The 21,489-nt window shown below is 57.9% G+C and carries 20 protein-coding genes; 17 read left to right on the top strand and 3 right to left on the bottom strand.

What is annotated here, in order from left to right:
* The first annotated feature begins 176 nt into the window (after positions 1-176).
* A complete protein-coding gene (locus AC2FFP_RS01085; protein WP_496843546.1) occupies positions 177-2,573 on the top strand; it encodes an ATP-dependent helicase in 2,397 nt (798 codons plus the stop codon).
* Positions 2,574-2,576: 3 nt separating this feature from the next.
* On the opposite strand, the gene AC2FFP_RS01080 is transcribed toward AC2FFP_RS01085, so the two are convergent.
* Positions 2,577-2,867 carry a DUF1330 domain-containing protein gene (locus AC2FFP_RS01080; RefSeq protein ID WP_496734148.1) on the bottom strand — a complete coding sequence of 97 codons (291 nt, stop codon included), beginning with the start codon at positions 2,865-2,867 and terminating at the stop codon, positions 2,577-2,579.
* 374 nt (positions 2,868-3,241) lie between these two features.
* A complete protein-coding gene (locus AC2FFP_RS01075) occupies positions 3,242-3,466 on the bottom strand; it encodes a DUF1127 domain-containing protein (RefSeq protein WP_108859440.1) in 225 nt (74 codons plus the stop codon).
* Positions 3,467-4,410: 944 nt separating this feature from the next.
* Between AC2FFP_RS01075 and mraZ the strand changes: the two genes are divergently transcribed.
* The 9 genes from mraZ (at position 4,411) to AC2FFP_RS01030 (ending at position 14,067) form a co-directional block, all read left to right on the top strand.
* On the top strand, positions 4,411-4,878 hold the full coding sequence (gene mraZ, locus AC2FFP_RS01070) for a division/cell wall cluster transcriptional repressor MraZ (protein WP_496843545.1): 468 nt from the start codon (positions 4,411-4,413) through the stop codon (positions 4,876-4,878).
* Between the two features lie 4 nt (positions 4,879-4,882).
* Entirely contained in the window at positions 4,883-5,875 is a 993-nt protein-coding gene (gene rsmH, locus AC2FFP_RS01065) for a 16S rRNA (cytosine(1402)-N(4))-methyltransferase RsmH (RefSeq protein ID WP_496767953.1), read from the top strand.
* Positions 5,872-6,240 (top strand): cell division protein FtsL, encoded by a 369-nt coding sequence (gene ftsL / locus AC2FFP_RS01060; protein WP_058274326.1) that lies wholly within the window; start codon positions 5,872-5,874, stop codon positions 6,238-6,240. The genes rsmH and ftsL overlap by 4 nt, the downstream gene beginning before the upstream one ends.
* Positions 6,237-8,024 (top strand): peptidoglycan D,D-transpeptidase FtsI family protein, encoded by a 1,788-nt coding sequence (locus AC2FFP_RS01055; RefSeq protein ID WP_058274327.1) that lies wholly within the window; start codon positions 6,237-6,239, stop codon positions 8,022-8,024. Before ftsL ends, AC2FFP_RS01055 begins: the two co-directional genes overlap by 4 nt.
* A gap of 21 nt (positions 8,025-8,045) precedes the next feature.
* Positions 8,046-9,527: a UDP-N-acetylmuramoyl-L-alanyl-D-glutamate--2,6-diaminopimelate ligase gene (locus AC2FFP_RS01050; protein WP_496767955.1), complete on the top strand. Its 1,482-nt coding sequence runs from the start codon at positions 8,046-8,048 to the stop codon at positions 9,525-9,527.
* The gene (locus AC2FFP_RS01045; RefSeq protein ID WP_496767956.1) at positions 9,524-10,915 is read left to right on the top strand and encodes a UDP-N-acetylmuramoyl-tripeptide--D-alanyl-D-alanine ligase; all 1,392 of its coding nucleotides are present in this window, start codon (positions 9,524-9,526) and stop codon (positions 10,913-10,915) included. The genes AC2FFP_RS01050 and AC2FFP_RS01045 overlap by 4 nt, the downstream gene beginning before the upstream one ends.
* 39 nt (positions 10,916-10,954) lie before the next feature.
* On the top strand, positions 10,955-12,037 hold the full coding sequence (gene mraY / locus AC2FFP_RS01040; RefSeq protein ID WP_108859445.1) for a phospho-N-acetylmuramoyl-pentapeptide-transferase: 1,083 nt from the start codon (positions 10,955-10,957) through the stop codon (positions 12,035-12,037).
* Between the two features lie 149 nt (positions 12,038-12,186).
* Positions 12,187-13,587, top strand: coding sequence for a UDP-N-acetylmuramoyl-L-alanine--D-glutamate ligase (gene murD, locus AC2FFP_RS01035; protein WP_496880627.1), 1,401 nt, complete (start codon positions 12,187-12,189; stop codon positions 13,585-13,587).
* Between the two features lie 99 nt (positions 13,588-13,686).
* Positions 13,687-14,067 carry a glycine zipper family protein gene (locus AC2FFP_RS01030; RefSeq protein ID WP_058274332.1) on the top strand — a complete coding sequence of 127 codons (381 nt, stop codon included), beginning with the start codon at positions 13,687-13,689 and terminating at the stop codon, positions 14,065-14,067.
* Here AC2FFP_RS01030 and AC2FFP_RS01025 read toward each other — a convergent pair.
* On the bottom strand, positions 14,064-15,245 hold the full coding sequence (locus AC2FFP_RS01025) for a BaiN/RdsA family NAD(P)/FAD-dependent oxidoreductase (protein ID WP_496880626.1): 1,182 nt from the start codon (positions 15,243-15,245) through the stop codon (positions 14,064-14,066). The two genes, AC2FFP_RS01030 and AC2FFP_RS01025, sit on opposite strands and share 4 nt — an antisense overlap.
* A 219-nt stretch (positions 15,246-15,464) precedes the next feature.
* On the opposite strand from AC2FFP_RS01025, the gene AC2FFP_RS01020 reads away from it, so the two are divergent.
* From AC2FFP_RS01020 to murB, 7 genes are all read left to right on the top strand, one after another.
* The gene (locus AC2FFP_RS01020) at positions 15,465-15,758 is read left to right on the top strand and encodes an antibiotic biosynthesis monooxygenase family protein (protein ID WP_496767962.1); all 294 of its coding nucleotides are present in this window, start codon (positions 15,465-15,467) and stop codon (positions 15,756-15,758) included.
* Positions 15,759-15,927: 169 nt separating this feature from the next.
* Entirely contained in the window at positions 15,928-17,091 is a 1,164-nt protein-coding gene (gene ftsW, locus AC2FFP_RS01015; protein ID WP_058279575.1) for a putative lipid II flippase FtsW, read from the top strand.
* Positions 17,091-18,188 (top strand): UDP-N-acetylglucosamine--N-acetylmuramyl-(pentapeptide) pyrophosphoryl-undecaprenol N-acetylglucosamine transferase, encoded by a 1,098-nt coding sequence (locus tag AC2FFP_RS01010; RefSeq protein ID WP_496767964.1) that lies wholly within the window; start codon positions 17,091-17,093, stop codon positions 18,186-18,188. Before ftsW ends, AC2FFP_RS01010 begins: the two co-directional genes overlap by 1 nt.
* A complete protein-coding gene (gene murC, locus AC2FFP_RS01005; protein WP_496724396.1) occupies positions 18,185-19,594 on the top strand; it encodes a UDP-N-acetylmuramate--L-alanine ligase in 1,410 nt (469 codons plus the stop codon). The genes AC2FFP_RS01010 and murC overlap by 4 nt, the downstream gene beginning before the upstream one ends.
* An 88-nt stretch (positions 19,595-19,682) precedes the next feature.
* Complete coding sequence (locus AC2FFP_RS01000; protein ID WP_496880728.1) at positions 19,683-19,919, top strand: DUF2484 family protein; 237 nt, start codon at positions 19,683-19,685, stop codon at positions 19,917-19,919.
* A complete protein-coding gene (locus tag AC2FFP_RS00995) occupies positions 19,916-20,164 on the top strand; it encodes a DUF2484 family protein (protein ID WP_496724400.1) in 249 nt (82 codons plus the stop codon). The genes AC2FFP_RS01000 and AC2FFP_RS00995 overlap by 4 nt, the downstream gene beginning before the upstream one ends.
* A gap of 368 nt (positions 20,165-20,532) precedes the next feature.
* A complete protein-coding gene (gene murB, locus AC2FFP_RS00990) occupies positions 20,533-21,462 on the top strand; it encodes a UDP-N-acetylmuramate dehydrogenase (protein ID WP_496843541.1) in 930 nt (309 codons plus the stop codon).
* Positions 21,463-21,489: the final 27 nt, after the last annotated feature.

The raw sequence follows: 21,489 nt of genomic DNA, 5'->3' as shown, positions 1-21,489 counted from the left end.
CGCGCTCCCACAGCAATTTACTGATCATCGCGGCGGGTGTTTTACAGATGGTTAATGAAATCGTTCTCAGTCCAAGTCGCTTGATTAGAATTGATCGTAACAGAGCATCAAAAACTGTGCGAACAAGGCGTGAACAAACCCTTTCCCTCGGTCAACATCCAGCGTAGTTTGGAAAGATGAGCAGTTTCGACGAAATGGACGCCTTTGAGGGCGCATCCCTGTCCGCGCGCGCCATGGCCGCGCGCCCTATGCCTTATCTGGACGAGCTGAACCCGGCGCAACGTGACGCGGTCGAGCGACTGGATGGGCCTGTCCTGATGCTGGCAGGCGCAGGTACGGGCAAAACCAAGGCACTGACCGCGCGTATCGCGCATCTGCTTAGTACCGGGCGGGCGCGTCCGAACGAGATATTGTCGGTGACTTTCACCAACAAAGCCGCGCGCGAGATGAAGAACCGCGTGGGCCGTTTGTTGGGGCAACCAGCCGAGGGGATGCCTTGGCTGGGCACGTTCCACTCGATCTGCGTCAAGTTGCTGCGGCGTCACGCGGAACTGGTCGATCTGAAATCGAATTTCACCATTCTGGATACGGATGATCAGTTGCGGCTGCTCAAACAGCTGATTCAGGCGGCCAATATCGATGACAAACGCTGGCCTGCGCGCATGTTGGCCGGAATCATTGATGACTGGAAGAACCGGGCGCTTACGCCCGACAAGGTGCCTGCTGCCGATGCCGGCGCCTATAACCACAAGGGAATTGAGATCTACGCTCAGTACCAAACCCGGCTGCGCGAGCTGAACGCGGTGGATTTTGGCGACCTGCTGTTGCACATGGTCACGATCTTCCAGACCCATCCGGATGTGTTGGAGCGATATCAACGTTGGTTCCGCTACATCCTTGTGGACGAATACCAGGATACCAACGTTGCCCAATATCTGTGGTTGAGGTTGCTGGCTGGGGCGCACAAGAACATTTGTTGTGTGGGAGATGACGATCAGTCAATTTATGGCTGGCGCGGGGCCGAAGTGGGCAACATCCTGCGGTTTGAAAAGGATTTTCCAGGGGCTTATGTCGTTCGGTTAGAGCAGAACTATCGCTCGACCCCCCATATTTTGGCGGCTGCGTCCAATGTCATCCGTGGCAATGAGAGTCGGCTGGGTAAGGAATTGTGGACCGATGCGCAGGACGGTGAAAAGGTCCGCCTGATCGGTCATTGGGATGGCGAGGAAGAGGCGCGCTGGATCGGTGAAGAGATCGACGCGATGCAGGGGGGAACGCGTGGTGCGCGGCCCTTTAATCTGGATGAAATTGCGATTCTCGTGCGGGCCAGCCATCAGATGCGCGCGTTTGAGGACCGTTTTCTGACCATCGGTCTGCCCTACAAGGTCATAGGCGGCCCACGATTCTATGAGCGGATGGAGATCCGCGACGCGATGGCCTATTTCCGGCTGGTGGTCAGCCCCGGTGACGATCTGGCATTCGAGCGGATCGTGAATACTCCGAAACGCGGGCTGGGTGACAAGGCGCAGCAGACGATTCAGATGACGGCGCGGGAAAATGGCGTGTCGCTGGTCGATGGCGCCCGGATCGCTGTCGATAATGGGCTGATCAAAGGCAAAGGCGGCAAAGCACTACGCGAGTTGATCGACGGGTTGGCGCGTTGGAACGCGATGACGCGCGGGCCCCGGATCGAAGTCGACGATGATTCTGTGATTGATGACGGCTCCGCTCCGATGCGGTTTGGTGAGCCCGAGGTCTCACATATCGAACTGGCACAGATCATATTGGACGAATCCGGCTACACGGCACACTGGCAGAACGAAAAAACACCCGAAGCTCCGGGTCGGTTGGAAAACCTCAAGGAATTGGTCAATCAGCTGGACAACTTTGAGAATCTGCAAGGGTTTCTTGAGCATGTCAGCCTGGTCATGGACAATGAGCAAGAGGGTGACGGGGCCAAGGTTTCCATCATGACGCTGCACGCGGCAAAGGGGCTTGAGTTTCCGGCCGTGTTCTTGCCGGGGTGGGAAGACGGGCTGTTCCCGTCACAGAGATCAATGGACGAATCCGGGATCAAGGGCCTCGAAGAAGAACGGCGATTGGCCTATGTGGGCATCACCCGCGCGGAAGAGATCTGTACGATCTCCTTTGCGGCCAATCGTCGGGTGTTTGGTCAATGGCAAAACGCGATGCCGTCGCGGTTCATTGACGAGTTGCCTGAAGATCATGTCGAAGTTCTGACGCCGCCAGGGCTGTACGGGGGTGGTCAGCCGACTGCCGGTATCGAAACCCGTGCGGCCGAGGCCAATGTCTATAACTCGCCCGGTTGGCGGCGGTTGCAGGCCCGGCAGGGGCAGTATGGAACGTCCCAACCCCGCGAAAGCCGCAATACGGTGATCGACACGACTGCTGTTGCCAGTTTCACCCTTGGCGAGCGCGTGTTTCATCAGAAATTCGGCTATGGCGCGGTGATCGGCATCGAAGGTGACAAGGTTGAGGTCGATTTCGAAAAAGCTGGATTGAAAAAAGTGGTTTCTCGCTTTCTGTCCGCCAAGGATGATGTGCCGTTCTAAACGCTATAGCCCTTCAACCAGTACCATGTTCGCCGTCGCGGTTTTGTGCCGAATTTCCGCCAGCTTGATATAGTCTGGGTCGTCTTTCCACGCCTTGGCCGCAGCAAGAGATGGGAACTCCATCAACACAATTCCGTCTTCGGGCCATACGCCCTCGACCAGTTCCACGGGCTTGGAGGATATCGTCAGCAGGCGACCTCCGTGCCGGTCAAAGATCGGCATGAAACCTTCAAGGTATTTCTGGTACCCGTCAGGGTCGTGAATGGAAATCTGGGCGATGAAATATGCGGCCATCGGAAACTCCTGAAATTCTGGTCAGGGCTTCAGTTTACATCTCGGTACGAAAAACAAAAACGGCGGTTCGCAGGGAGGAGGAGAGGGAACCGCCGTTCTTTTCAACATCAGGGCAGGGAGGAGGAGAGCCCCGATGTATCCGAACCCGGGTTTGATCCCGGTATGAGGAAGACGCGGCGACGTCAGGGAGGAGGAGAGACGTCGCCGCGCGCTTTCAACACCGGGAAAGGGAGGAGGAGTACCCGGTGTGTCTGCTTCCGGCGATCAGGGCCGGTATTAGGGGCGGCGACATCAGGGAGGAGGAGAGATGCCGCCGCTGAAATACAGGTCCAAAAGGGAGGAGGAAGGACCTGATCTCGGTGTTTCTGTGTCGCTTAACGTGCGACGTGTTCTTCGGCCGCTTGCTGAGCCAGGCGGCGGATCATCGAGCGGTGAAGCCCCAGATCAGCCAGTTCGCGGTTCGACAGATCAGACAGTTCGTGAACTGTCTGGCGATAGACGCGATATTGGATGAACCGGGTCTTTGCCGCCTCGAATAGCGAAGCCAGGCTAGTTGCCGGTGCGCCTTTGAGCGCGGTGTTATGTGTTGCTGCAGCCATTTGCTTTACTCGATGTATTCGTTGTTGCCGGTGTTGTCCGGCGCTTGCTTGAGACTGAAAATAAGCAAATGCTGCAATTGCACAATACCCGACAACGTCAATGCTGCTATGCAGCAAGTGCATAGATATCAACTGGTTGTCGATGAGGGTTGGGAAGGGCCAGTAAAATAAGGCCTTCAGATGATGCTTCCCCAAAGGAAGGTTGCAACAAGATTTTCTGGATTTTCGTGTTTGCGCGTCTTTTGAGCGGAGTTTGTCAATTCTTGTGCGCTTTGTGTATTGGATGGGCCAGGCGCGCGGCGGCTGACATGTTGATTTCGGTTCGTGGGAATTCATGGGCGTCAGCTGGAGCGGCGAAGAATCCACATGTGGTTGAGGTTTAAAGCTGGAGTGATTCGCTAATCAAGTGGCCCATTTTCGCTACGCTCATCATAAACCTTCACCCTTTGAAGAAATATCTGGGAAATTATGGGAATAGTTGGAGTGGGTTCAAAATTGGCTTATTTAGTGCAGCCATTGCCGCAATTATCTACAATTGGTGTCCACAGGGTGGTTTTCTTTCTCAATCGCGTTGGCTAAACTGCAAGTCTGAACATAAGATCTGCAAATTTTTTGTTGATTTCCATGAATTCCCATGTCATCCCTAATTCATCCGATGAGGACGAGGCACATGGGGCACCAAACGACCCCGAAACAACAAAAATCAGGTTTCATACAGGCATCTCGCTTTCATCAATCAAGAGATCCGGCGCGCGGGCGAGCAGACATCCCCCCAGGTGGCGCGCGCAGCTGGACATCCCGCACAGCGGGTCAATGCGGCGGGTTGATCAGTGGCAGCAGATCAACCCGCCGTTTTTCATCTGGGGGAGTGAATTTTAAGTGGGGCGCAAGCGGAAGGGACAGTCGTCTTGGCGCGCAGGTTTAGAGGTGAAAGCCACCATAAGGTGGATACGAAGGGCAGGGTATCGATCCCGGCTTCGTTTCGCCGTGTGCTTGAATCCTCGGACCCGAACTGGCAGCCCGGCGACACACCTGAGCTTGTAATTGTCTACGGCGACCACCGTCGCAAATTCCTGGAATGCTATACCATGCAAGCGATCGAAGAGGTCGATGCCAAGATCGACGCGCTGCCGCGCGGATCTATGCAGCGGAAGATGTTGCAGCGCATGTTCCACGGTCAATCCTTCCCGACCACAGTGGATGAAACCGGCCGACTGGTGCTGCCGGCAAAGCTGCGTAACAAGATTGGCCTTGAAGGTGAGGCATTCTTTATCGCCGCGGGTGACACGTTCCAGATTTGGAAGCCGGAAACTTACGAATCCGAAGAACTCGCTGCAGCCGAAGAGTGGTTGGACGAACAGCCCGAGGATTTCGATCCTTTGGAGTTCCTTGACGGCACCGGGGATGCGTAACGGCATGGCCGGCGCTAACATCCCTTCCGATAAACCTCATATTCCCGTTCTGCTGCGTCCATTGCTGGCAGCTGTGGCGCCCGTGTCAGGTGTCTGGCTGGACGGAACGTTTGGAGCAGGCGGATATACACGGGGCCTGCTGGAGGCTGGTGCAGATAAGGTCATCGGCGTGGACCGTGATCCGTTGGCGTTTGAAATGGCGGCGGATTGGGTCGGAGATTATGGCGACCGGCTTGTGATGCAGCAAGGTGTATTCTCACGCATGGACGAATACGCACAGGATCTGGATGGTGTCGTTCTGGATCTGGGCGTGTCGTCGATGCAGCTGGATCTGGCGGAACGCGGCTTTTCTTTCATGAAAGACGGCCCGCTCGACATGCGAATGAGTCAGGAAGGCGAAAGCGCGGCTGATTTGGTCAACACCGCGACCGAGGAACAACTTGCCGATATCCTGTATCATTATGGCGAGGAACGTGCCAGCCGCCGCATTGCCAAGGCCATCGCCAAAGCGCGTGCGGAAGAGCCGATTACAACGACTCTGCGCCTCGTCCAGGTCATCGAATCCTGTTTGCCGCGACCCAAGCCCGGGCAGTCCCACCCTGCAACGCGGAGTTTTCAGGGTCTGCGGATCGCAGTGAATGCTGAATATGAAGAGCTGTATCAAGGACTGATGGCTGCGGAACGTGCGTTGAAGCCGGGCGGGCAACTGGCAGTCGTGACGTTTCATTCGATCGAAGACCGGATGGTCAAACGGTTCTTTCAGTCTCGTGCGGGCAAGACGGGCCGGGCCAATCGGTATGCGCCCGAGATTGAACAGGAGCTGCCGCAGTTCACGCTCAAGACTCGTAAAGCCGTGGGGCCGGATGATCAGGAGCTGCAGGAAAATCCGCGTTCACGCTCGGCAAAGCTGCGCGTTGCAATTCGAACGGATGCGCCGTCGGGGGAAATTGATGCCCGCGCCGTTGGTATGCCGCAACTAGGGGGAAGAGCAAAATGAAGAGTGTTTTGTATGTGTTGACTGCTCTGTCCGTGTTCGGACTGGCGCTGTGGGCGTATCAGGAAAACTATCGCACGCAGCAGGTGGTGAAGGAAACGCAGAAGCTGCAGCGCGAAATTGGTATGGCGCAGGTGAAGCTGGCGGTTTTGAACGCCGAATGGGCCTATCTGAACCGCCCCGACAGGTTGCGTGAGCTTGCTGATCTGAACTTTGAACGGCTGGGCCTTTTGCCCCTGCGGGCCGAGCAGTTCGGTCGCGCCGATCAGATTGCCTATGCGGAAGATCCTGACCTGCCAATCGTCGATCCGATCGAGCTGCAGGCCATCACCAATATTCAGGCGCTGGGTGAGGTGCAGATCCCATGACCCGCACGCCACTGCGCCCTCTGGCCCGAATCCTTGACGCGCGTTCGCGGGGCGAGAATCCCAAAGCCATTGAGCGCGAAAATATCCGCAAGCGTCACGAAGACATGAAAGACCGCAGCCGCACTCGTGCTGAAGGCCGCTTGTTGGTGCTGGGTCTGTTCTTTTTCTGCGCTTTTTCGGTCGTAGGCGTCCGGATGGGCATGTTGGCCACGTCCGAAGCGCAAGAACCTGTGGCCTCGGCCCCGGGTGCAGCCATTGCGATGCAGCGGGCCAACATCGTCGACCGGGAAGGACGCATTCTTGCGACCAATCTGGATACTTATTCTGTATATGCGCAGCCGCCGCTGATGATCGACCCGATTGCTGCCGCTGATCAGCTTGTCGCGATCTTCCCCGATCTGGAAAAAGAACGCCTAGTCAAGGATTTCACTGGGAATCGCAAATTCCTGTGGATCAAAAAGCGTATCTCGCCCGAGCAGAAACAAGCCGTGCACGATATCGGTGACCCGGGCATTCTATTCGGCCCGCGTGAGATGCGGTTGTACCCGAATGGCCGTCTGGCGGCGCATATCCTAGGCGGGTCAAGCTTTGGGCGCGAAGGTGTCAGTGCTGCCGAAGTGATCGGTGTGGCCGGTGTTGAAAAACAATTCGACGACTATCTGCGTGATCCCGCGAATGGGACTAAGCCGCTGCAGCTCTCGCTGGACCTGACCGTTCAGGCCGCGGTTGAGCAGGTGCTGTTTGGCGGCATGAAGATCATGAACGCCAAGGGGGCGTCGGCGGTTCTTATGAACGCGCATACGGGCGAGGTGATCTCGGCGGCCTCATTGCCGTCCTTCGATCCCAATGATCGCCCACGCCCACCGACCTCGGGGTTCGATCCCTCAGACAGCCCACTGTTCAATCGCTATGTTCAGGGCGTTTATGAACTGGGATCTGTGTTTAAGATTTTCACCGCTGCGCAGGCGGTTCAGCTGGGTTTGGTGAATTCAAATACGATCATCGATACCTCAGGGCCAATGAAGATCGGCCGTTTCCCGATTGGTGAGTTCAACGGCAAGAATTACGGTAAGATCAGCGTCGCGGATGTGATCGTCCACAGCTCGAACCGGGGCACCGGGCGACTGGCGCTGCAGATCGGCGCGCAACGGCAGCAGGATTTCCTGGAATCTCTTGGTATGTTCGATCCCACCCCGTTCGAAATCGTCGAAGCCAAGGGTGGTGAACCGCTGAAGCCCAAAAAATGGGGCGAACTGAGCACGGTGACCATCTCATACGGTCATGGTCTGTCGACCAGCCCCATGCACCTGGCGGCGGGGTATGCGGCGATTGCCAATGGCGGGCACTATGTAAGCCCGACGATCCTGCGCAAAAATGGGCCACAATACGGTCCTCGGGTGATGTCTGACAACGCGGCAAACCAGGCGCAGAACATGTTGCGCCGGGTGGTAACAGATGGCACCGCCAGTTTTGGCGATGTGGCAGGCTATGATGTGGCCGGTAAGACCGGCACCGCGGATAAGCCCAAGCCGCGTGGTGGTTATTACGACGACAAGGTGATTGCGACCTTTGCGACGTTCTTTCCCGCTTATGACCCAAAATACGTCCTGATCGTAACATTGGACGAACCATCCATCCTTGCTTATGGCGAAAAGCGCCGTACGGCAGGCTGGACAGCGGTTCCTGTGGCCGCAGAATTGATCGGGCGCATTGCACCATTGCTGGGCCTGCGTCCTCGGGTTGAGCCTGAGGCCGGCGCTGCTATAACGCTGACCTCAAATTAGGCTGTCCAAACGAGGTGGGTCATGGGCGCAAGGACAAAGAAACTGAGCCAACTGGCCCTGACCGCCCGAGGTGGCACCAATCCTGATGTCACAGGGCTGGCGGTCGACAGCCGCGAAGTCAAAGACGGTTTCCTCTTTGCGGCACTTCCCGGTACACGTGTTCATGGCGGTGAGTTCATTCAATACGCTTTGCGTATGGGGGCCGCGGCCATCCTGACGGATGCTGAAGGGGCAGAGATCGCAACCGACGAACTGGCCGCATCAGATGCGGCGCTGATCGTGGTCGAGGACCCGCGTCAGGCGTTGGCCGGGTGCGCCGCGCTGTGGTTCGGAGCGCAGCCTAAGACCATCGTTGCGGTTACCGGCACCAATGGCAAAACCTCGGTCGCGACATTTGTTCGCCAGATCTGGACTGAACTTGGTCACGCCGCGGTGAACCTCGGGACGACAGGGGTCGAGGGCGCATGGACCGCACCACTAGCCCATACAACGCCCGAACCAATCACTTTGCATCGTTGCCTGTCCAAGGCTGCAGAGAACGGAGTGACTCATGCTGCGATGGAGGCATCCTCGCACGGGTTGGAACAGCGTCGCTTGGATGGGGTACAGCTGGCTGCGGCGGGGTTTTCGAACTTCACTCAGGACCATCTGGACTACCACGAAACGTTCGAAGCGTATTTCAACGCCAAGGCAGGTCTGTTTGATCGGGTCCTGCCGCAAGACGGCACCGTTGTCGTCAACATGAGCGATCCCAAGGGGGCTCAGGTCCTCCGGATTGCCAAAGACCGGGGGCAGAAGGTTTTGACCGTTGGGCTTGGGGAAGCAGACCTGTGCCTGATGAATCAGCGGTTTGACGCAACAGGTCAGGACCTGCGGTTCTCTTGGCAGGGCAAGATATTCCAAACCCGTTTGAATCTGATCGGCGGTTTTCAGGCTGAAAATATCTTGTTGGCCTGCGGTTTGGTTATTGCTGCAGGGGAAGAGCCTGAACACGTTTTCGAAACCCTGCCGCATCTCACGACGGTTCGTGGACGCATGCAGCTGGCCGCGACGCGAGAGAATGGGGCAGCGGTTTTTGTAGATTACGCTCATACACCTGACGCAGTGGCGACCGCGCTCAAGGCACTGCGCCCGCATGTGATGGGCCGCCTGATAGCTATTGTCGGCGCGGGTGGTGATCGCGACGCGACCAAGCGCCCGCTGATGGGGCAAGCCGCCGCCAACCACGCAGATGTTGTTTTCGTCACCGACGACAACCCGCGCAGTGAAGATCCGGCCACGATACGCGCCGCCGTGATGGGTGGGGCGCCTGAGGCCACCGAGGTCGGCGATCGGGCCGAGGCCATCTTGCGCGGGATAGACGCGCTGCAACCCGGGGATGCGCTTTTGATTGCGGGCAAAGGGCATGAAACCGGCCAGATCGTTGGCGATCAGGTTCTGCCATTTGATGATGTCGAACAGGCCAGCATCAGCGTGGCCGCACTGGACGGGAGGGTGGCATGACATTGTGGACTGCAGCCGAGGCCGCCGAGGCAACCGGTGGACGCGTCACTTCGGATTGGGCGGTCAATGGTGTGTCGATCGACACGCGCACCATCCAGCCCGGCGATCTTTTCGTTGCGCTAAAGGCTGCGCGGGACGGGCATGATTTTGTAGCGCAAGCTTTGGAGAAAGGCGCAGGTGCGGCTTTGGTATCCCGCATTCCCGAAGGCGTGGCTGAAGACGCGCCCTTGTTGGTGGTCGAAGATGTCCAGACCGGGCTGGAAGCGCTGGGTCGGGCGGGTCGTGCCCGAACCGAAGCGCGTGTGCTGGGCGTCACAGGCAGCGTTGGCAAGACGTCAACCAAGGAAATGCTGGCCACCATATTGGAAACGCAGGGGAAAACCCATGCCAGCGTTGCCAGCTACAACAATCATTGGGGGGTTCCCCTGACATTGGCGCGGATGCCGCGCGATACTGAGTTTGCTGTGATCGAAATCGGTATGAACCACCCCGGAGAGATTTCGCCGCTGGCGCAGCAAGCCCGCCCGCATGTGGCGCTGGTCACGACTGTGGCGGCAGTACACCTCGAAGCGTTTGAATCGGTGGCCGGTATTGCACATGAGAAGGCCGCAATTTTTGACGGTCTGACGGAGGACGGTGCGGCCATCCTGAACGCAGATATCGAGCATGTGGACATCCTGCGCGACTGTGCGCGAGATTTAGGCGCGAAAACGGTGGATTTCGGCCGCAATGGCTCCGACTACACATTGACCGATGTAATCCAAGAGGCTGACTCGGTTCATGCAAAGGCAACAGTCGCAGGGCGCCCGTTTGCGTTTGACGTGCAGTCAGCCGGCACGCATTTCGCCATGAACGCACTGGGGGCATTGGCTGCATGTGTCGAAATGGGCGTCGATCTGGATCAAGCCATTGCAGGTCTCAGCGGATGGTCGCCGGTCAAGGGGCGCGGGGTGCGCGAACAGATCGCTTTGACCGATGGCGGTCGGATCGAATTGCTGGATGACAGCTATAACGCTAACCCGACGTCGATGGAGGCCGCACTGGACGTTCTGGCCGCCGCGCAAGGTCAGCGTCGTATCGCTTTTCTTGGGGATATGAAGGAGTTGGGGCCGGAGGAAATTGCCATGCATGCGGCGATGGCGGATGTTTCGGCCATGCAACGCGTGGACAAAGTGCATTGCGTTGGTCCGCTGATGAAGGCGCTGCACGATGCACTTTCGGCGGACAAACGCGGGCTTTGGTTCGAGACCAGCACCGAGATGGCCGTGCATATGTCAGAGCTTGTTCAGACCGGTGACACTGTGTTGGCCAAGGGATCGCTGAGCATGGCATTGGCACAGATTGTTGACGGTTTGCGTAAAATGGGGCAAGGGGGCGCGCTTGATTGATGACCGCGCCCGCGACCTCAGTGTGAGAAAGGTTTTGTAATGCTCTATTGGTTGACCGCCCTGTCGGACGGAGGGGATTTTTTTAACCTCTTCCGATACATCACGTTCCGCGCTGGCGGCGCCTTTTTGACTGCGTTGATCTTTGGTTTTCTTTTCGGGAAGCCGCTGATCAATGTACTGCGCAAAAAACAGGGCAAAGGCCAACCTATTCGGGATGACGGCCCAGAGGGGCATTTTTCGAAGGCGGGCACACCGACAATGGGCGGGCTTTTGATCGTAGGCGCGCTGGTGACATCGACCCTGGTCTGGGCTCGGTGGGACAACCCTTACGTCTGGATGGTCTTATTTGTAACACTGGCCTATGCGGCGATCGGGTTTGCAGATGACTATGCAAAGGTATCGAAGCAGAACACTAAGGGCGTTTCGGGCAAAATGCGTATGGCGCTAGGGGTGATAATCGCAGTTTTGGCCTCGGCCTGGGCTACGCTGCATCATCCCGAGGCGCTGCAAAACCAGCTGGCTTTGCCGATTTTCAAGGATACACTGATCAATCTAGGCATATTCTACATTCCCTTCTCGATCATCGTGATCGTTGGCGCGGCCAATGCGGTGAACCTGACCGATGGTCTGGATGGTCTGGCCATCATGCCGGCGATGATCGCGGCCTCGACGCTAGGCGTGATTGCCTACGCCGTGGGACGGGTCGACTTTACCGAATATCTGGACGTTCATTACGTGCCGGGAACCGGTGAGATTTTCATTTTTACCTCGGCTTTGTTTGGCGCGGGCCTTGGGTTCCTTTGGTACAACGCACCTCCGGCTGCGGTGTTCATGGGCGACACCGGGTCGCTTGCGTTAGGCGGTGCTTTGGGTGCCATTGCGGTGGCCACCAAACATGAGCTGGTGCTGGCAGTCGTCGGCGGTTTGTTCGTGGTCGAAGCGTTGAGCGTGATCATCCAGGTGCTGTACTTCAAACGCACCGGGCGGCGCGTGTTCCTGATGGCGCCGATCCATCATCACTATGAGAAAAAGGGATGGGCTGAGCCGACGATCGTGATCCGGTTCTGGATCATCTCGCTGATCCTGGCGATGATCGGTCTGGCAACGCTGAAGATCCGGTAAAGCTCCCGCCAGGTTCAGCGGACCTGCGGTCCGCCTGCCACCTGTTGGGCCCGGCTCGCGCTGACGCGCGAGCCTTTTGCCACCCTTGCCATCAGTGATTTCTTCGGTGCAGTGTGGCGGCTAAATTTACGTCAAAAAAGGTGGGCAGTATGATCCCGGTCAAAGGGTTTTCAGGGCAGAAGGTTGCGGTTCTGGGGCTAGGCCGGTCGGGGCTGGCCACGGCGCGTGCCCTGCAGGCAGGCAAAACTGAGCCTGTGTGTTGGGATGACAATCCTGCCGCCCAGGAAAAGGCCAAGGCCGAGGGGTTCGTCTGCGTCGATCTGCGCCGTCATGGCGCTTTTGACGATATCGCCACGCTGATCGTTTCGCCCGGTATTCCTCATCTCTATCCTGACCCCAATCCAATTGTGGCTGCGGCGCTTGAGGCCGGTGTCCCGGTCGATAACGACATCGGGCTGTTTTTTCGATCCTTTGCAGGGCCTGAGTGGAACAATTATGACTCTCCGCCGCGTGTGATCGCGGTGACCGGGTCGAACGGGAAATCGACCACCGCGGCTTTGATCCACCATATCCTGACCGAAGCCGGGCACGAGGTACAGCTGGCGGGTAATATCGGGCGTGGTGTGCTGGATATTGATCCGGGTGGTGACGGTTCGGTCGTTGTGCTGGAGCTGTCCAGCTATCAAACAGAACTGGCCCGTGCCCTGACCCCGGACGTGGCCGTTTTCACCAACCTGTCGCCCGACCATCTTGACCGCCACGGCGGGATGGGGGGCTATTTTGCCGCCAAGCGTCGGTTGTTCGCTGAAGGTGGCCCGGACCGCGCCGTGATTGGCATTGACGAGAAAGAGGGCGCGTTTTTGGCCGGTCAACTGGCAGAGGGCCGCGCTGATGATAGGGTCATCCGCGTGTCTGTTGCGCGCAAACTGACGGGACCCGGATGGCAGGTGTTTGCCCGCAAAGGGTTCCTGTCGGAATACCGCAAGGGACGGCAAGCGGGTTCGATTGACCTGCGCGGAATCACGGGCCTTCCCGGCGCGCATAACCACCAAAACGCCTGTTCGGCCTATGCCGCTTGTCGCGTGCTGGGACTGGCACCGCGCGTGATCGAAGACGCGCTGCACAGCTATCCGGGCCTGCCGCATCGCAGTCAGATCATCGCCGAGGTAGGCGGTATTACTTATGTGAATGACTCAAAAGCCACCAATGTGGACAGCGCTCTCAAGGCGTTGAGCGCCTTCAGGAAGGTCCGCTGGGTCTGTGGGGGGCTTGAGAAGGAAGGCGGTGTCGCCGCTCTGAACGCAGCCGCTGACCAGGTGGTCAAGGCATATGTCATTGGTCGCGAGGCCGCGAATTTCGCCATGCAACTTAAGGCCGATGCGCTGGTTTGCACCACCATGTCCGAGGCTGTTGAGCAAGCCATGAAGGATGCCCAACCCGGCGAGACAGTCCTGCTTGCGCCAGCCGCGGCCAGTTTCGATCAATATGACAATTTCGAGCAGCGCGGAGAGGACTTTGTAGCGGAAGTCAGGCAACGGCTTCCGGAATAGCCATTTGCAATAGACCGCCGGTTGGGCCAAGCTGCGATGCTATCAGCTTGACGCGCCATCATTATTGGTTTTGCTTGCCTGCAAATTCAACACGAGGTTATGACTATGCCATTTCGTAAGTTTTCTCTGATCCTGCCTGCCATTCTCGTTGCCGGTGCCTGCACCAACACAGGTGCCAATTATCAACCAATCGTCGACGGCCCGATCGGCCCGAACTACAACGTAGACCTTCAGCAGTGCCAACAACTGGCGGCATCACAAGCCAGCGTTGATGGCTCTACCGCAGGAAATGCAGCGATAGGCGCGGCAGGTGCGGCGGCTGTAACCGGGATTGTTCAGGACAGCAGCGACAATCTGGGCCGTGCGGCAGTTGCCGGTGCGCTTGTTGGCGCCGGCGCTGACGTGATCAACAAAAACCAGAACAAAGAAGTAATCGTGCGCAACTGCATGCGCGGACGTGGCTACAACGTCGTCGGCTAACTCTGCCCGGCGATTGCAATTCCTGCGGCGTGGCCCGAGGACCACGCCCATTGGAAGTTGTAGCCGCCTAGCCAGCCGGTGACATCCACTGCTTCGCCAATCGTATAGAGGCCGGGGACATCCCTGGCCTCCATCGTTTTTGACGACAGGCTATCAGTGTCGATCCCACCCAGCGTCACCTCGGCTGTACGATACCCTTCGGTGCCCGAGGGGGTAAGCTGCCAGTCGGACAGTGCTGCGACCAGTTCGGACAGCGCGGCGTCCGACTGATCGGCCAGATTGCCTGGCATGGGGATATGATGGCTCAGGTACTCGACCAGACGCCCGGGCAGGTGGCGCGCGAGTTCCGTGGTCAGCGCCTTGCGTCCGCTGCTTTGCCGCTGATCCCGCAGCAAATCAAACAGCGGCAGATCCGGGATCAGGTTTACGCGGATCGCCTCGCCTTCGCGCCAATAGGAAGACAATTGCAGAACCGATGGTCCGCTAAGCCCGCGATGGGTGAACAACAGGGCCTCGTCAAAGCTGGTCCGGTCATTCGACAGCCGCGCAGGCAAGGATACGCCAGACAGGTCCTTGAATTTACCATCCGAAAACGTAAACGGCACGAGCGCGGCCCGCGTTTCGGTTATCGTTAATCCGAACTGGCGCGCAATCTCATAGGCCAGCCCGGTCGCGCCCATCTTGGGGATCGACTTGCCGCCAGTAGCCAGCACGAGGTTGGTGCAGCTTAGGCTAAGCCGCTGCCCTTCACGTTCGAGGTCCACAGCAAATCCGCCATCGGTCTTGCGCAGGTCTTTTACGTCGGTCCGAATCCACAATTCGGCCCCGGCACGCTCGATCTCATCCAGCAACATCTGAATGATCTGTTTTGACGATCCGTCGCAGAACAGTTGCCCCAGCGTTTTCTCATGCCACGCGATGCCGTGTCGGTCGACCAGATCAATGAAATCCCACTGCGTGTACCGCGCCAGCGCGGATTTGCAGAAATGCGGATTCTGCGACAGGAAATTTCCCGGTCCCGCGTACATATTGGTGAAGTTGCAGCGCCCACCTCCTGAGATGCGGATTTTCTCTCCGGCAGCTTTGGCGTGGTCGATCACCAAAACGCGCCCGCCGCAATAGGCGGCGCACATCATACCGGCTGCACCGGCACCAAGGATGATCGTGTCATAAGTCATGTGCTGCGCATGGCTTGGATTAATTGGGAAGGCAAGGGCTAGACGAAAACACAAGTCGTGTAAGTCTGTTTGGTGGTGAGTCCTTGTCCTTTTTGCCAGTTCTGGGAAAGGGATTTAAAGCGGTCGCTGAGGCCTTTGCGAATTTGGCCGCGATATTATGTGTTAGAATGCTCGCGGAAAGAAAACTCATCTTGATGCACAGCACAGGAGGGCGGTTCAATGATCATGCGCATTTTCCAAGTCACAGTTCGACCGGGCAAAGAGGCGGAATTTTCAAAGTTCTTCCACGAGACTGCGATCCCTTTGATGCAAAGCACCGAAGGCATTGTTCAGGTCCTGCCGGGTGCTCCGCGTTCGGATTCACCGCGTGAGTTCAGTTTTGTTATGATTTGGAGCAGCCTGGACGCATTAGTAGCTTTTGTTGGTGACGATTACCAAAGTCCACATATCGATCCGGCAGAGGCCGAGTTGGTCGAATCCAGAACGATAAAGCACTACGATCTTGTAACCTAGGTGATCCGTACATCTTGGAAGGGAAAGCCCGGGTCGGATCACCGGCTTGAAGGTGTCAATTTCCCCTGTTGCCGTGTCATTCCGCTAGCCCAAACGCAAAAATGCCTGTAGACTCTCAGTCAGATCCTGAAAAACGGGACGTTAACGAGGCAGATAGTGGCGGTATCTCATGACTGAGATGGTGTATGGCGCGGTCCAGGACCAGCGCGGAGAACCGATTCTTCCGAAATGGTGGCGGACAATTGATCGCTGGACGATGTCCTGCGTTCTGATCCTGTTTGTCATCGGATTGTTGCTGGGGCTGGCCTCATCACCACCGCTGGCAGGGCGCAACGGGTTTGATCCGTTCCACTATGTCGAACGGCAGGCACTGTTCGGCGGACTGGCGCTGATTGCGATGCTGCTGACGTCGATGATGTCGCCGACACTGGTGCGCCGTTTGGCAGTACTTGGGTTCCTTGCCTCGTTTGTGGCGCTGGCCTTTCTGCCCGTCTTCGGAACGGATTTCGGAAAAGGGGCAGTGCGCTGGTACTCGCTGGGCTTTGCATCTTTGCAGCCGTCGGAATTTCTGAAACCCGGATTTGTCGTCGTGGCCGCGTGGCTGCTGGCTGCGTCGCAACAGATCAACGGCCCTCCGGGTCGGTTGTGGTCATTTGCGTTGTGCATTGCAATTGTGGCGATGCTGGTTTTGCAACCTGACTTCGGTCAGGCCTGCCTGATCCTGTTTGGATGGGGTGTGATGTACTTTGTGGCCGGCGCGCCGATGCTGCTGCTGGTTGGCATGGCGGGCGTCGTTGTCCTGGGGGGTATGTTCGCCTATTCGAATTCGGAACACTTTGCCCGCCGTATTGATGGCTTCCTGAACCAGGAGGTCGACCCGACCACCCAGCTTGGCTATGCCACGAACGCCATCCGCGAAGGCGGTCTGTTCGGTGTCGGCGTGGGTGAGGGGCAGGTGAAATGGTCCTTGCCCGATGCCCATACGGATTTCATCATCGCCGTTGCGGCCGAGGAATACGGGCTGATCCTGGTGCTGATCATCATCGCGCTGTATTCACTGATCGTTGTACGCTCACTGCTTCGGCTGATGCGCGAGCGCGATATGTTCATCCGCCTGGCCGGGACCGGTCTGGCCTGCATGTTTGGCGTTCAGGCCATGATCAACATGGGTGTGGCCGTGCGCCTGCTGCCCGCCAAGGGCATGACGCTGCCCTTTGTCAGCTATGGTGGGTCGTCGCTGATTGCAGGTGGCATCGCTGTTGGCATGCTGCTGGCCTTCACCAGAAGCCGCCCACAGGGCGAACTTGGCGATATTCTGCGCGGAAGAGGATAATGGGGAAACCTTACCTGTTGATTGCGGCTGGCGGCACCGGGGGCCATATGTTCCCGGCGCAGGCGCTGGCCGAAGCGATGCTGAATAAAGGCTGGCGCGTGCGCCTGTCCACGGATGAGCGTGGCGCGCGCTACACAGGCGCCTTTCCGCAAACGGTTGAGATTGTCGAGGTCGCCTCTGCCACTTTCGCGCGCGGCGGGCTGGCCGCTAAGGCATTGGTCGGCCCCAGGATTGCGGGCGGCGTCAGCAGCATGGCGTTCCAGATGATGCGGGACAAACCGGACGTTGTCGTGGGCTTTGGCGGATACCCGTCGATCCCGGCTTTGGGGGCCGCGACGATGCTGAAAGTTCCGCGCATGATCCACGAACAGAATGGGGTTCTGGGGCGCGTGAACCAATTGTTTGCCACGCGTGTTGCCAACGTCGCCTGTGGTGTCTGGCCAACCGATCTGCCCGAAGGGGCCAATGGAATCCACACCGGAAACCCGGTCCGCGCCGCCGTGCTTGAGCGCGAGGCCGCAGGTTACATCCCACCGGGCGACTATCCTATGTCTATTCTGGTTATGGGCGGCAGTCAGGGTGCGCGCATTCTCAGCGATATTGTCCCTGGCGCGATTGCTGCCTTGCCTGACGACTTGCGCAGCCATATCCGTGTTGCACATCAGGCCCGCGACGAGGATGGGGAACGTGTTACGGCGTTCTATGCCGAACATGGTATCCGGGCCGAGGTCAAACCTTTCTTTGACGACGTTCCGCGTCGCATGTCGGATGCACAACTTGTCATCAGCCGGTCCGGCGCATCCAGCGTGGCGGATATCTCGGTCATCGGACGTCCATCGATCCTGATCCCGTTCGCCGCAGCCGCAGGCGACCATCAAACTGCGAACGCGCGAGGATTGGTTCAGGCAGGCGGCGCGATTATGATCCCGGAAAACGCACTTGACGTTCCCTCGCTGACAGAGCAAATCACCGCCGTTCTTACCAACCCCGAAGCCGCCCAAAAGATGGCCCATGCCGCCCTCTCGACCGGTGCCCCCGACGCAACTGAACGTCTGACGGCCCTTGTCGAACAACTGGCGCAGAAGGAGACCACATGAATCCTGCAACCAAACTGCCGCAAGACGTAGGGTCGATTCACTTTGTGGGGATCGGCGGAATTGGGATGTCGGGCATTGCCGAGGTTTTGCTGAACCTCGGTTACCGCGTGCAGGGGTCCGACCTGAAGGCGTCCAAGATCACTGATCGTCTGGCGAGCCTTGGGGCTGAGATATTTGTCGGCCAGCGTGCCGAAAACCTTGAAAACGCGGCCGTTGTTGTGGTGTCGACCGCGATCAAGCCTGGCAACCCCGAGCTGGACGGCGCCCGGGCGCAAGGCCTGCCGGTTGTTCGTCGCGCCGACATGCTGGCCGAGCTGATGCGCCTGAAATCCAACATCGCCATTGCCGGAACCCACGGCAAGACCACCACGACCACCATGATGGCCGAGCTGATGGTGGCCGGCGATTTCGATCCGACCGTCATCAATGGCGGCATCATCCATGCCTACGGTTCGAACGCACGGATGGGGCAGGGTGAATGGATGGTGGTCGAGGCCGACGAATCCGACGGTTCGTTCAACCGACTGCCCGCGACCATTGCCATTGTTACGAATATCGACCCCGAGCATATGGAGCATTGGGGTGACTTCGACCAACTGCGCGACGGGTTCTACGAGTTCGTCTCGAACCTGCCATTCTACGGTCTGGCTGTGTGCTGCACGGACCATGCAGAGGTGCAGACGTTGGTTGGACGTATCACCGACCGCCGGGTCCGGACCTATGGGTTCAATGCGCAGGCTGATGTTCGTGCGTTGAACCTGACCTACAGGGGCGGCGTGGCGCATTTCGACATCCACCTTCAGTACGAAGATAAGATGATCGAGGGCTGCACATTGCCGATGCCCGGCGACCACAATGTCTCAAACGCGCTGTCTGCAGTGGCCGTCGCCCGCCATCTGGGTATGAAGGCCTCGGAAATCCGTGATGCGCTGGCTAATTTTGGCGGCGTCAACCGCCGCTTCACTAAGGTCGGCGAGGTCGATGGCGTCACCATTATCGACGATTACGGCCACCATCCGGTAGAGATTGCAGCCGTTCTTAAAGCTGCGCGCCAGGCCACCGATGGGCGCGTGATCGCCGTGCACCAACCGCACCGGTACTCGCGCCTGTCCAATCTGTTTGACGATTTCTGCACCTGCTTCAATGACGCGGACGTTGTAGCCATCGCTGATGTTTTCTCTGCCGGAGAGGACCCGATCGAAGGAGCCAGCCGAGATGATCTGGTGCAAGGCCTGATCCGTCACGGTCACCGCCACGCGCGTGCATTGCTGAACGAAAACGATCTGGAGCGCCTTGTTCGCGAACAGGCCCGTCCCGGTGACATGGTTGTTTGCCTTGGCGCCGGTACAATTAGCGCCTGGGCCAATGGGTTGCCTGAAAGGCTGCGACAAAAACAAGCCGTTTGATGGAATGGACTCTCTAGCACTGCAACTTTAAAGTGTGATTTTGCAGTTGCAGCAATAATCGTCCTCGGAGGGGCAGTTGGTATATTCGGTGCTTTTTGCTGGCTTGTGGGTTTTGGCCTCAACGATCGTCGCCATGCTGCCAATGCGCCTGCAATTTCCGCCGGGCATTGTGCTGTTCGTTTCCGCTCCTGCGCTGATCGTCTGGCTGGGTCATGACTTTGGCTGGTTTTTCTCGTTGCTGGCCTTTGCTGCTTTTGCATCCATGTTCCGCAATCCCATTCGCTATTACTGGCGCCGCTGGACCGGGCAGGAGGTCGAGGAGTGAACTGGTCGATCGCCCTTGCCGCTCTGTGGGGGATCGCCGCAAATGTGCTGGCGATGATCCCCAGCAAGGACAACCATTGGACCCGCGCTTATGTCCTGATCGCTGTGGGGATTCCAATACTGGGTTACGTCACTTTGCAGAACGGCCCGTGGATCGGGCTGATCGTTCTGGCGGCGGGTATGTCGGTACTGCGTTGGCCTGTGATCTATCTGGGGCGGTGGGTGCGGCGTATGGTCGGAGAATAGAATTGGACCCCAGAATATTCGCGTTTCTCTGCGGGCTTACCTTAGTTTCTGTTATGGTCGCGATGTATTCGCATCTACGTACGAAAGCAGGCAAACTTCGCGGCCCACTCATTTTGATTTTGTTTTTGATCGCGTCGGGACTTTACGGCTTTGTTACCCGTATACATTTCGAGCCAGTATCTATCGATAAACAAACCGCAACGATAGACGCTTGGATTGTGATCTACGTGCTTGCGGTCTCCATTCCGTTGATTGCCGCCTTATGCGTTGGGTTTGTCACCGGGGGACTGCACCGCGTTCTGGCGCGGTGGAAGAACAATTCTAAGCAATTGGGTGACAAAACCGTTCAAGCAGATTACCAGAGCACCATGGATCAATTGCTTCCCAAGCCACGCGGCAAACTCTCGAAAAAACGGGCTCTTAATGACTTGACTTGGCTGCGTGTTGGCGGCCCGGCTGACTATTTGTTTCAACCTGCTGACACCGAGGATTTGCAGGATTTTCTCCGTGATCTGTCCGGCGACGTCTCGGTCTTTCCCATGGGCGTCGGGTCAAACCTGATCGTTCGCGATGGCGGCTTGCGCGCAGTTGTGATCCGATTGGGGCGGGGGTTCAATGCTATCTCGGTTGAGGGAAACATCGTCACCGCCGGAGCTGCCGCGTTGGATGCGCATGTGGCGCGCAAGGTGGCGGATGAGGGTGTGGACCTGACCTTTTTGCGCACCATCCCGGGCTCAATCGGCGGTGCGGTGCGGATGAACGCAGGGTGTTATGGCAGCTACACGGCAGACGTGCTGCGCAAGGCGACCATTGTCACCCGGCAGGGAGAGCTTGTGGAACTGACTCCGGAAGACCTGAATTTTCGTTATCGCCAGTCCGATCTGCCCGAAGGCGCGGTACTAATCTCGGCCACTTTCGAAGGTCCATCCGGCGATCCGGAAGAGCTGTACGCCCGGATGTCCGCGCAGTTGCAAAAACGCGACGAAACCCAGCCGACCAAAGACCGTTGCGCCGGGTCAACCTTCCGCAACCCGGCAGGGTTTTCTTCGACCGGGCGGGCGGATGATGTACACGACCTTAAGGCATGGAAGGTCATTGACGATGCGGGCATGCGCGGCGCGACGCGCGGCGGAGCACAGATGAGCGAAAAGCACTCGAATTTCCTGATCAATACCGGTGATGCCTCTGCCGCGGACCTCGAAGGTCTGGGCGAAGAGGTGCGAAAAAAGGTTTACGAAACAAGCGGCATCACGCTAGAGTGGGAAATCATGCGGGTCGGTGATCCGTTGACAGAATAAAGCCCTGACCGTCAGACCATAACAGGC

This window comes from Ruegeria sp. YTSC004, from assembly GCF_059609805.1.
The sequence above is the reverse complement of the archived record's forward strand: the minus strand, read 5'-3'. Positions and strand labels throughout refer to the sequence as shown.

What these genes read in the sequence shown, in the direction of transcription:
- AC2FFP_RS01025 (WP_496880626.1), bottom strand. Translation starts at nt 15,245, where the DNA reads ATGACTTATGACACGATCATCCTTGGTGCCGGTGCAGCCGGTATGATG.
- ftsW (WP_058279575.1), top strand. Translation starts at nt 15,928, where the DNA reads ATGACTGAGATGGTGTATGGCGCGGTCCAGGACCAGCGCGGAGAACCG.
- AC2FFP_RS01055 (WP_058274327.1), top strand. Translation starts at nt 6,237, where the DNA reads ATGACCCGCACGCCACTGCGCCCTCTGGCCCGAATCCTTGACGCGCGT.
- AC2FFP_RS01030 (WP_058274332.1), top strand. Translation starts at nt 13,687, where the DNA reads ATGACTATGCCATTTCGTAAGTTTTCTCTGATCCTGCCTGCCATTCTC.
- AC2FFP_RS01075 (WP_108859440.1), bottom strand. Translation starts at nt 3,466, where the DNA reads ATGGCTGCAGCAACACATAACACCGCGCTCAAAGGCGCACCGGCAACT.
- AC2FFP_RS01045 (WP_496767956.1), top strand. Translation starts at nt 9,524, where the DNA reads ATGACATTGTGGACTGCAGCCGAGGCCGCCGAGGCAACCGGTGGACGC.
- murB (WP_496843541.1), top strand. Translation starts at nt 20,533, where the DNA reads ATGGATCAATTGCTTCCCAAGCCACGCGGCAAACTCTCGAAAAAACGG.
- AC2FFP_RS01050 (WP_496767955.1), top strand. Translation starts at nt 8,046, where the DNA reads ATGGGCGCAAGGACAAAGAAACTGAGCCAACTGGCCCTGACCGCCCGA.
- murC (WP_496724396.1), top strand. Translation starts at nt 18,185, where the DNA reads ATGAATCCTGCAACCAAACTGCCGCAAGACGTAGGGTCGATTCACTTT.
- ftsL (WP_058274326.1), top strand. Translation starts at nt 5,872, where the DNA reads ATGAAGAGTGTTTTGTATGTGTTGACTGCTCTGTCCGTGTTCGGACTG.
- AC2FFP_RS01010 (WP_496767964.1), top strand. Translation starts at nt 17,091, where the DNA reads ATGGGGAAACCTTACCTGTTGATTGCGGCTGGCGGCACCGGGGGCCAT.
- AC2FFP_RS01085 (WP_496843546.1), top strand. Translation starts at nt 177, where the DNA reads ATGAGCAGTTTCGACGAAATGGACGCCTTTGAGGGCGCATCCCTGTCC.
- murD (WP_496880627.1), top strand. Translation starts at nt 12,187, where the DNA reads ATGATCCCGGTCAAAGGGTTTTCAGGGCAGAAGGTTGCGGTTCTGGGG.
- rsmH (WP_496767953.1), top strand. Translation starts at nt 4,883, where the DNA reads ATGGCCGGCGCTAACATCCCTTCCGATAAACCTCATATTCCCGTTCTG.
- AC2FFP_RS01020 (WP_496767962.1), top strand. Translation starts at nt 15,465, where the DNA reads ATGATCATGCGCATTTTCCAAGTCACAGTTCGACCGGGCAAAGAGGCG.
- AC2FFP_RS01080 (WP_496734148.1), bottom strand. Translation starts at nt 2,867, where the DNA reads ATGGCCGCATATTTCATCGCCCAGATTTCCATTCACGACCCTGACGGG.
- mraY (WP_108859445.1), top strand. Translation starts at nt 10,955, where the DNA reads ATGCTCTATTGGTTGACCGCCCTGTCGGACGGAGGGGATTTTTTTAAC.